We start from the raw sequence: 9,554 nt of genomic DNA on the forward strand, positions 1-9,554 counted from the left end.
TTCCGGCCGGCCACTTTACCTCAGCCGCGCTCACGCTGGCCGTGCCGACCGCGCCAGCCGACAAGCCGGCAACCGTGGGCTGGGATTTTTTCTGCAGCACGCGTCCGGCATACCGCACCACGGCCTATGGCAACATGGCGTTCGACCGCAAGGCGAGGCAGCGGACCACGCCGCCAAACTTCAACGCCGCGACCATCGAGAAAGAAGTCGCGGAGGTGCTGGGGCTTGACTATCAGAATGTCAAAACGGGAAATACCTTCTTCCGCCCCCTGCTGCCGGGCGATATCGTGCGTTCCATCGACAAGGTCCTGGGCCTGCCCGAAGGCGCTTCGATTTCCGGCACCACCTCGGATACGATCTGGGCGGTGGAAGTCATCAGCAACTTCCTCAACGGCCAGGGAAAATCATTCGACCCCAATATCCTGCTGCTGCCGCTGGCCGCGATTGTTTCGGGTTACCACCATACCGCGCTGGAAGTCGGCCTGGCCATGACCATCAATGGCTACATCACGTACCAGCCAGGCTTTTACACCAGTTTCCAGGATAGCGAAATGAGCAAGACCGCCTGGGGAGCACGGATTCACGCCATCCTGGCAAACGCTGAAAACGATGGGAAAAACCTGCTGATGCTGATCGCCACCGATTCCACGCCAAACGCGGTATATGCGGCGAGAAGCGAAGACGATAAAAAGAAATTCAGGAAAGCCGTCACGCTGGATTTCGACGGCTACAAAAAATGGTACGGCCTGGCGCAGCCTGCTACGTCTTCACCATCGCCTTTCCCGGTAACGTTCTCGGTCAAGAACATCAATGACGCAACCAACGGATTGCTGAACTGAGGCAGGACGCGAAGTCCAGGCGCCGGACTGGCAAACCGGCGCGGTCGGCGAGATGCGGTCGGCGAGATGCTGTCGGCGGCATTCAGGTTTTCATGCGCATTAGGCCATCAAGGCCGCGCCAAAATTTTCGCATGCAGCCATTGTCCGCTGCGGCACAGCTCGTCGGTCACCTCCAGCACCAGCCGCTCTACCGCCGCCGCCGCCGTGGTCAGCGGAATATTCTTCGAGGCGCACAGCGTCAGCGTGCGCGACAGCTTTTCGCCGCTGATGGAATAGGCGCTCATCTCGCCGCGCTTGATTTCCGGCAGCAGCGGCGCTACTGGCAGGATGGTGGCGCCGATATCGGCCAGGATGGCCGATTTCATGATCGTCACCGAACTGATTTCGATCACGTTGTCGAGCGTCAGGCCGGCGGCGCGGGCGACGCTCTCGATGCGCGGCCGCACGCCGTGCTGCATGCCGGGCAATATCAGCCTGGCCTTGGCGGCGCGCGCGAATGTGATCGAGCGGCGCGTGCTTGCATACTGGGAACCGCTGCGCGTGATGAACATCATCTCCTCTTCCACCAGCGGCGTGGTGGCAAACGCAGTCAGCTGGCCATCGTCGAACAGCACCGCCAGGTTGATGCGGCCGGTCTTCAACTGCTCGATCAGGTTGCCGGTCAGTTCCTCGGTCAATTGCAGCGAAATATCCGGATAGCGGGCGCGCATCGCTGTCAGCAAAGGCAAGGCCAGGATGCCGGAAGCGCTCTGCGGGATGCCGAGCGCGACCGTGCCGGCCGGCTTGTCGGTGGACTGGGCGACGGCCGACCTGGCGTCGGTCACCTGCTTCAGGATCGCCTGCGCATGTTCGTAGAAAATCTTGCCGGCGTCGGTGGCGATCACCCCTTGCGCCGAGCGATGCAGCAGCTGCGCCGCCAGTTCATCCTCCAGCTGCTTGACCTGCTGCGTCAAGGCCGGCTGGGCGATATGCAAGACCCGCGCCGCGCGCGACAGCGAACCATGGTCGACGATGGCGACAAAATAGCGCAGTTGACGCAACTCCATGAAATAGGAACCTCAGTGCTGTGGGTGGATCTGCATTCCTCGCTTGCGAGCGCGGCAGAAGTGCAAATCGGGCTTTGCCGCATGCTGCTGAGTATAGTTGAGATCATTGCAATGAGAACGCATTTCATCCCGGTTCCGGCGCCGCCGAATTGCAATCCTGCCATCGCGGCCAGCCCTCTTCAATCCTGCACAGTCAGGCAATGTGCACCCCGCTTAATCAAGCACTTAGCAAGCGCCTGGAGAAATCCAGGCGAATCGATGTAAATAATTTCACCAAAGCATGTCCCCTTTTTTCTTGTTGACGGGCAACCCTAATAAGAGAACGGCGAGCACCCGCACGGCCCGCCTTCTCTTGGTTCCGCCAGCCCGGCCGCAGCCCGGCGAACCGGACAAATATCGCAAGCCCTTACCGAAGGAGGAATCCGGATCCACCCACGCCAACAGCACAGCGCAGGTTTTTGCAGATGAAAGGCTTATCCGTCGTTTCGATTACGCGAAAACCGTCATTTCTATATCACTGAAAGTTCCTATGCATATCAAATCCTATCTGTTCAGTCTTGGATCTAAAAAAATAACGCAGGCTTCATTACCGGTGATCCTTGCCGCAACCCTCAGTGCCTGCGGCGATGGCAGTGGCAATGGCGGCAATCTCACGGCTGCCCAGGCAAAAGCCGCTTCCCCGCAGGCCCAGGCGCAATCGCCGGCGCCGCAGGCAGCCGCCGTTCCTCCGGGCTTGTATCTCAGCGAAGTGGCGGCGAACTATCGCGGAATGGCTGGAGTAAGCTGGGTCGAAGTCTTCAACAATTCACCGGCAGCGATTCATTTGAACGACTACCGCTTGCGCGCCAATGGGCTGGACAACGCCAGCAAGGCGCTGAGCGCGAATCCGGTGACATTCGACCTGCCGAAGATCGATATCCCGGCCGGCGGCTATTTTGTCCTTGCCGGCAAATCCTCCACTTACCTCAAGGACACTGGCAAATCGGCCTATATCCTGGCCTCTGTCGCGCCGCAGCCGCCCGCCACGGGAAGCAACCGCACTTACCTGCCGTACTGGACCGACAAGGCCGGTTTTGTCGAGCTGCTGACCGCCGCTGACAGCAAGACAGTGGACTTTGTCCGCTTCGGCAGCGAAGCAGCCAAGCCGACCACGACTGCAGGATGGAGCGGCGACAACGTAGCCGCATTTCCCATCTTGCCGAACTTCGTATCGGCCAGGACGCTCGATCCGCTCGACAACTTCGATCGTTCAATCGTGCGCCTGAGCAGCGACTTCAGAGCCAGCGCCGGCAAGGGTGACTGGACCCTGGTGCAGTTCCCCACCCCGGGCGGCCCGAATGACGTGCCCGCCGGCACGGTGGACAGCGACAACGATGGCATTCCGGACACCGCCAAAGTCGCCGGCGGCAAGTTCGCCGGCCTGGACCTGTACAGCCTGGGTGCGCGCAAGGGCCAGAAAGACTTGTTCATACAGGTCGACTACATGACCAGCGCGGATCCGGCCCTGAGTCCGCGCAAGGAAGCATTGCAAAAAGTGGTGGCGGCATTCCAGGCGCACAATACACAAGTGCATTTCGACGCCGGCAACCTGTTCAACGCGGCGCTGGCCCCTGCGGATTTCAATTTGTCGGGCGACGTCAGCCGCGCGCAAGTGTTTGACAAATGCACCAATACGCCTGACGACCCGCAGAACGCAAACTGCGGCTCCCTCTACCAGTATTCCAGCGGTTCGCTCGACGTCCGCCGCAAGCCGGTGTTCCGCTACATGCTGATGGCGTCCTCGCAGGAATCCGACGGCAGCTCAGGCAGTTCCGGCATCGCTGAACTGCCCGGCAATAAATTCCTGGTGACGCTTGGACAATGGGGATTCAGCGGCCTCGACCTGACCGTCCAGAAATACAAGAATCTCTTGATCAATTACCAGGCCGGCACCATCATGCACGAATTCGGCCATACCATCGGCCTGCATCACGGCGGATTCGAGGATGCCAATTACAAACCCAACTACTTCAGCATCATGAACTACCTGTACCAGCTGGACGGCTTGCCGACCAACCCGAAAGGCATGGGACCGACCCAGCGCTGGTATCACACCATCAATACAACGAACCATGTGGCGGTGCCGGGATATGCAGCCGATGCCATGCCGTCCAGCGCGCTGGACGACGGTCCCATGACCAACAGCTTCAGGATCGATTATTCGAACGGCACGGGCGCCAACCTGAACGAGGCGTCGCTGCTGGAGAGCGACAATATCGGACGCGGCCATGATGCCGGCGCCTACGGCGACTGGAACTACGATGGCGTGCAGCAGGCAAAACGCTATCGCATGGACCTGAACGGATCCGGCGCGGGCATCCTCAGCGACAACAACGACTGGAACAAGCTGCAACTGGTGCTCAATTCGCATAGCGATCCACTGCCGGGCTCAGCCCAGGCGAAAGCCAGCAGCAGGACGGCCAGCCTGCCGGTGCTCGGCACGCTGGTCAAGGAAGATGCGCCGTCGGCCAGCCTGCTCAGGGACCTGGCGAACATGAGGTCGGCGCGCTGATGGACGCCTTGCCGCGCTCCTTCAAGCTGTGCCTGTGCGGCGCCCTGCTGCTCGGCTGCGCCGCCTACGGCACAGCCGAGCCGTTGCGGTTTGACGGCGTTCCCTTCGAGGCCCAGACGCTGCTGGCCGAGCGCCTGGACGTCGCTGCCGACGGCGCACTGGTGATCGATCTTGGCAAACAGGAGCCGGCAAGGGTAGCGCCGTGGCCAGCTGCGTTGCCCGGGCATCTCGGTGCGCAATACGTCACGCTTCGCCGCACCATGCATCCGGCCGGAGCGATCCAGTCGCTTGATTTGCGTGCTCCTCGCGCCAAGACACCTTGGCTCAGGATGACAGCCAACGGTCCGTTCCATCGCGAACTGCTGCCCGGCTACTTCCTGGAGCGAGACGCCGACGGCGGCATCCGCATCGACGGGCCGGCGGCAGCGCAGCCGGTAGAGCTCGACAAACCGGTCAGATTGCGCGACCGGGCCGGGCACTGCTGGCAGTTTGTCTTGCTCGATGCACGGATACCGCAAGCCACTCCCGGCATTGCCCAGGAAGCCGAGCCGCGCGCGGACTGGTATCTGCGCGATGATCTCGGCTGCAAGAAACGCTGGATTCGACGCTGAACCAGATGAACCCGCGCAGCTCAAAACTGCGCGGGTCAAATCGATTTTCCCCAATCATCCTCCTGCAATTCCTGGTCTTCCCCAGACCGTGACCGACGCAAGCGCGCCGTAGCCATTCCACCGTGGTGCAGCTACAATGCATTCCAATCCGGCGCCCCGGCCAAGCCGGATTCTTCCCTCGTTTCTTATAACTAAACCAACAGGTAGAGAGACATGTCAGATAATTCAAACACGCCAGCCAGCAGTGCATTCGAAGCAGCAACCTACGCCAAGGTCACCTGGCGCCTGCTGCCCATGCTGTTCCTCTGTTATGTCGCCTCCTACCTGGATCGCGTGAATGTCGGCTTCGCCAAGCTGCAGATGCTCAGCGACCTGAAATTCAGCGAGACCGTCTACGGCCTCGGCGCAGGAATTTTTTTCATCGGCTACTTCATCTTTGAAATACCCAGCAACATGATCCTGCACCGGGTCGGCGCCCGGCTTTGGATCGCCCGCATCATGATCACCTGGGGCATCGTTTCCGGCGCCATGATTTTTGTCGACAGCCCAGCCACGTTTTACGTGATGCGCTTCTTGCTGGGCGTGGCCGAAGCCGGCTTTTTCCCGGGCGTGATCCTGTACCTGACCTACTGGTATCCGGCGCACAGGCGCGGCAAGATGACGGCGCTGTTCATGACCGGCGTGCCGATCTCGGGCGTGATCGGCGGGCCTTTATCCGGCTGGATCATGAAAGCCATGCCGGGCGTGCATGGCCTCGCAGGCTGGCAATGGATGTTTATCCTGGAAGCGATTCCCTCCTTGCTGCTGGGCGTGGTCGTGATCTTTTACCTGCAAGACCGGATCCGCGGCGCCGCCTGGCTGAGCGAGGCGGAAAAGCAGTTGCTGGAATCGCAGGTACAAGCCGAAAGCAGCCAGAAACCGGAAGCTTCGCTCGGCCAGATGTTCGCCAACCCGCGCGTGTGGCTGATGGCGCTGATCTACTTCTGTTTCGTCATGGGCCTGTACGGCGTCAGCTTCTGGCTGCCGACCATCATCAAGGCTACCGGCGTCACCGACACCTTCAACATCGGCCTGCTGACCGCGATTCCCTACGCCAGCGCCGCCGTCGCCATGATCCTGATCGGCCACAGCGCCGACCGCCGGCGCGAACGCCGCTGGCATGTGGCGATCCCGGCGCTGCTCGGCAGCGTCGGCCTGATCCTCAGCACGGTGTATGACCACAATACCCTGCTGGCGATGTCGGCGCTGACCCTGGCGACCATCGGCATCATTACCGTGCTGCCGCTGTTCTGGAGCTTGCCGACCGCGTTTCTCGGCGGCGCGGCGGCCGCGGCCGGGATTGCGCTGATCAACTCGCTCGGCAACCTGGCCGGTTTCGTCAGCCCCTACCTGGTCGGCTGGCTGAAAGACCAGACCCAGAGCACCAACAGCGGCATGTTCGTGCTGGCGGCATCGCTGGTGCTGGGCGCCTTGCTGACGCTGTCGGTGCCCAAGCACCTGGTCAACAAATAAACCGCGACTGCCTGCATCGGCTCATATCGCCGACAGAAAGGATGGCATGCAAGCCCTGGAATTCCGAAGCGCCACCACGGCCGACCTGCCGTTCCTGATTGCTCTGCGCCATGCGACCATGAGCGAACACCTGGCGCGCGTCAACGCCGCGCGCGATGAAGCATCGCAGCTGGCCCGCGTGCTGGCCCAGTTCGAACACGCACGGATCGTTGCCATCGGCGGCCAGGATGCCGGCCTGCTGAAAGCTTACCGCGAGCAAGGCCGGTGGTATATCGCGCAGATCCAGATCGCGCCGCAATTCCAGGGGCAAGGCCTGGGCCGGGCCATCATCGAGAATGTACTGGAGCAGGCCGGCCGTGAGCAATTGCCGACGGCGCTGAAGGTATTGACCGGCAATCCGGCAAGGCGCCTGTACGAAGCGCTCGGCTTCAAGGAGATCAGCCAGGAGGACGCTGAACACCTGATGGTCTGCCCGCCCCGGCCGCAGCGGGTTTCCGCGGCCGGCTGAGCGCGGCTGGCTAAGCGCGGCTGGCTAAGCCTGCCTGGCAGGCCTTGCCTGCGCGGGAAATAAAAAAACAGCAAAGTGCTTGCATTCGGGATCGGCTTGGATAATAATTTAAATGAGAATCATTACTATTTAAATCCAGCCGAGCAAGGAGCATCTGATGAACAGTTCACGCAATGCAGCAGATCCGGCCGCAGCCGAGGAATATCGCACGCCGCCTGAACTCCTGATCTCGGCGGTGCTGCACCTGATCTCTCAATACAATATGCACAACCTGGCAAACGACGCCTGCGTGCAGTCGGCCAGGACGATTGAACGGCATCTGCGCACCCTGTCCGACTGGCCTGAACTGGCGCCGGTGCTGCGCGCCACCTGCCAGCAGCTGTCGGAGCAATGGACGTCGGTAATCGAACGCGCCTTGCCCAAACAAAAGACCGAGCGTTCGGCGTTTATCACGCGCCTTATTTCAGGCACCCGCGCGCTGTAGCGCCCTATTGATTTAAGGCGGGTTTCAGCAGATTTGCGAAACCGCCGATGGATTCCCCGGGAAGGGAGTAAATCCGTCTCTTGTCCGGCCTGGAATGGTGATCGCCAACGACCTGCCCGTTGCTGACGATGACCGCCAAGTTCCAGCCCGGGCACCTGACGGAGTGTGTGTCCTTATCGGCATTAGCCAACATTGCTGCAGTATCTCCTCCTGCCGCAATGGATAGCCAAGCCGTTTTTTTCCTGCCAGAATCAGTGCAACTCCTACGCTATCGGGCGACATTGTCCTACACGGGAATGAGCGCCGGCGACGTACCATCGAGTCAGCAACACAGCTATCCCCCACTCGAAAAAAGGAGCGCACATGTTTACCGGCCTGCACCTGACCCCCATCGTTTCGCTGATCGCCGGGGTATTGATACTGGCGATTCCGCGCCTCTTGAACTACATCATTGCCCTGTACCTGATCGTCATCGGCCTGATCGGCCTGTTTGGCCGCTAACAACGCCCTCTGGCCGCCATATCTGCACGGATTCCGCTATATTTTCGCCATGCGGCAGGCGGCGCTTGACAAGATCCTGCTTTATCTCATACATTAAGTGCATGTTTTCCACACGCATCCAATCCCGCTCCCTACTGCACATTGCCGGCGCCCTGCCAGCGATGCTGCTAGTGCCGCTACTAGCGCTATCGCTACTACGCGCACTATGATCTCGACCCCGTTCTGACGGGGACGCAACTGGCAACAAAGGCAACACCGGCGCCAGTCAAGAAATCAACGGTAGTAAAACTGAGGTTCCTGAGTTTCCAATAGGGAATCCCGATTTTAAAGAGCACGATTCCATGCAATCCCAGCCAATTCGCTTTACCTTCTTTCGCTACAGCAACGCGCTCGGTATCTTGCGCTTGCTGGCGCTATCCCTGCTATCGCTAGCGATCGGTTGCCTGGCCTCGCGTTAATTTCCGAGTGGCAGTCAGGCAACCCTTCCGCCACCGCACCATTCCGTTTCATTTTTCTTCAGCACAATCACCAGCTCCAAGAGAGGCCTACCATGATGTTGCACAATCCTGCTGTCAAATACCGCCCGTTCCCGCCGATTCCATTGAGTGACCGCACCTGGCCCAACCAGGTCATCAGCGCGCCGCCGATCTGGATGAGCACCGATCTGCGCGACGGCAACCAAGCCTTGATCGAACCGATGGATGCCGACCGCAAGCTGCGCTTCTTCAAGTTGCTGGTGAAGATAGGCCTCAAGGAAATCGAAGTCGGTTTTCCCTCCGGTTCGCAAACCGACTTCGATTTTGTACGCAAGCTGATCGAAGAAAACCATATCCCGGACGACGTCACCATCATCGTCCTGACCCAGTCGCGCGAAGACCTGATCCGCCGCACCGTCGATTCGCTGCAGAACGCCAAACAAGCCATCGTCCATTTATATAATCCTATTGCGCCGGCCTGGCGCCGCATCGTGTTCAACAAGAGCCGCGATGAAGTCAAGGAAATCGCCGTGTCCGGCACCCGCCTGATCAAGGAACTGACCGACGCCCGGCCGGAAACCCAATGGCGCTACGAATATTCACCGGAAACCTTCAGCATGGCCGAATTGGATTTTTCGAAAGAAATCTGCGACGCCGTAGTCGACGCCTGGCACGCCAGCCCCACCCGCAAAGTGATCCTCAACTTGCCGACCACGGTCGAATGCAGCACGCCGAATGTATTCGCCGACCAGATCGAATGGATGCACCGCAACCTGACCCGGCGCGACGCGGCCATCATCAGCGTCCATCCGCATAACGACCGCGGCACCGGCGTCGCCGCCGCCGAGCTGGCCGTGATGGCCGGCGCCGACCGGGTCGAAGGCTGCCTGTTCGGCAATGGCGAACGCACCGGCAACGTCGACCTGGTGACCCTGGCGTTGAACCTGTACACCCAGGGCGTCAACCCGGGCCTCGATTTTTCCGATATCGACGAAGTGCGCCAGTGCGTCGAAGACTGCAACCAGA

The 9,554-nt window shown here is 60.4% G+C and carries 9 protein-coding genes; 8 read left to right on the top strand and 1 reads right to left on the bottom strand.

The window, feature by feature from the left end; all coding sequences use genetic code 11:
- On the top strand, window positions 1-839 hold an 839-nt coding region (locus tag JWQ61_RS00635; protein ID WP_304358804.1), incomplete at its 5' end, for a hypothetical protein.
- A 107-nt stretch (window positions 840-946) separates the two neighbouring features.
- Here JWQ61_RS00635 and JWQ61_RS00640 read toward each other — a convergent pair.
- A complete protein-coding gene (locus tag JWQ61_RS00640; protein ID WP_304358805.1) occupies window positions 947-1,885 on the bottom strand; it encodes a LysR substrate-binding domain-containing protein in 939 nt (312 codons plus the stop codon).
- A 529-nt stretch (window positions 1,886-2,414) separates the two neighbouring features.
- On the opposite strand from JWQ61_RS00640, the gene JWQ61_RS00645 reads away from it, so the two are divergent.
- The 7 genes from JWQ61_RS00645 to JWQ61_RS00675 all read left to right on the top strand — a co-directional run.
- Window positions 2,415-4,436 (top strand): hypothetical protein, encoded by a 2,022-nt coding sequence (locus JWQ61_RS00645; RefSeq protein WP_304358806.1) that lies wholly within the window; start codon window positions 2,415-2,417, stop codon window positions 4,434-4,436.
- Window positions 4,436-5,047, top strand: coding sequence for a hypothetical protein (locus JWQ61_RS00650; protein ID WP_304358807.1), 612 nt, complete (start codon window positions 4,436-4,438; stop codon window positions 5,045-5,047). Before JWQ61_RS00645 ends, JWQ61_RS00650 begins: the two co-directional genes overlap by 1 nt.
- A gap of 213 nt (window positions 5,048-5,260) precedes the next feature.
- On the top strand, window positions 5,261-6,559 hold the full coding sequence (locus JWQ61_RS00655; RefSeq protein WP_304358808.1) for an MFS transporter: 1,299 nt from the start codon (window positions 5,261-5,263) through the stop codon (window positions 6,557-6,559).
- Window positions 6,560-6,605: 46 nt separating this feature from the next.
- Window positions 6,606-7,067, top strand: a complete 462-nt coding sequence (locus JWQ61_RS00660) for an N-acetyltransferase (RefSeq protein ID WP_304358809.1) — start codon at window positions 6,606-6,608, stop codon at window positions 7,065-7,067.
- Window positions 7,068-7,224: 157 nt separating this feature from the next.
- Complete coding sequence (locus tag JWQ61_RS00665; RefSeq protein WP_304358810.1) at window positions 7,225-7,551, top strand: hypothetical protein; 327 nt, start codon at window positions 7,225-7,227, stop codon at window positions 7,549-7,551.
- 363 nt (window positions 7,552-7,914) lie between these two features.
- Entirely contained in the window at window positions 7,915-8,052 is a 138-nt protein-coding gene (locus tag JWQ61_RS00670; RefSeq protein WP_304358811.1) for a DUF3096 domain-containing protein, read from the top strand.
- Window positions 8,053-8,602: 550 nt separating this feature from the next.
- Window positions 8,603-9,554: 2-isopropylmalate synthase (locus JWQ61_RS00675; protein WP_304358812.1), on the top strand; the 952-nt coding region annotated here is incomplete at its 3' end.

Source organism: Collimonas fungivorans, assembly GCF_028292705.1.
In the GTDB taxonomy this organism is placed as follows: domain Bacteria; phylum Pseudomonadota; class Gammaproteobacteria; order Burkholderiales; family Burkholderiaceae_D; genus Collimonas; species Collimonas fungivorans_B.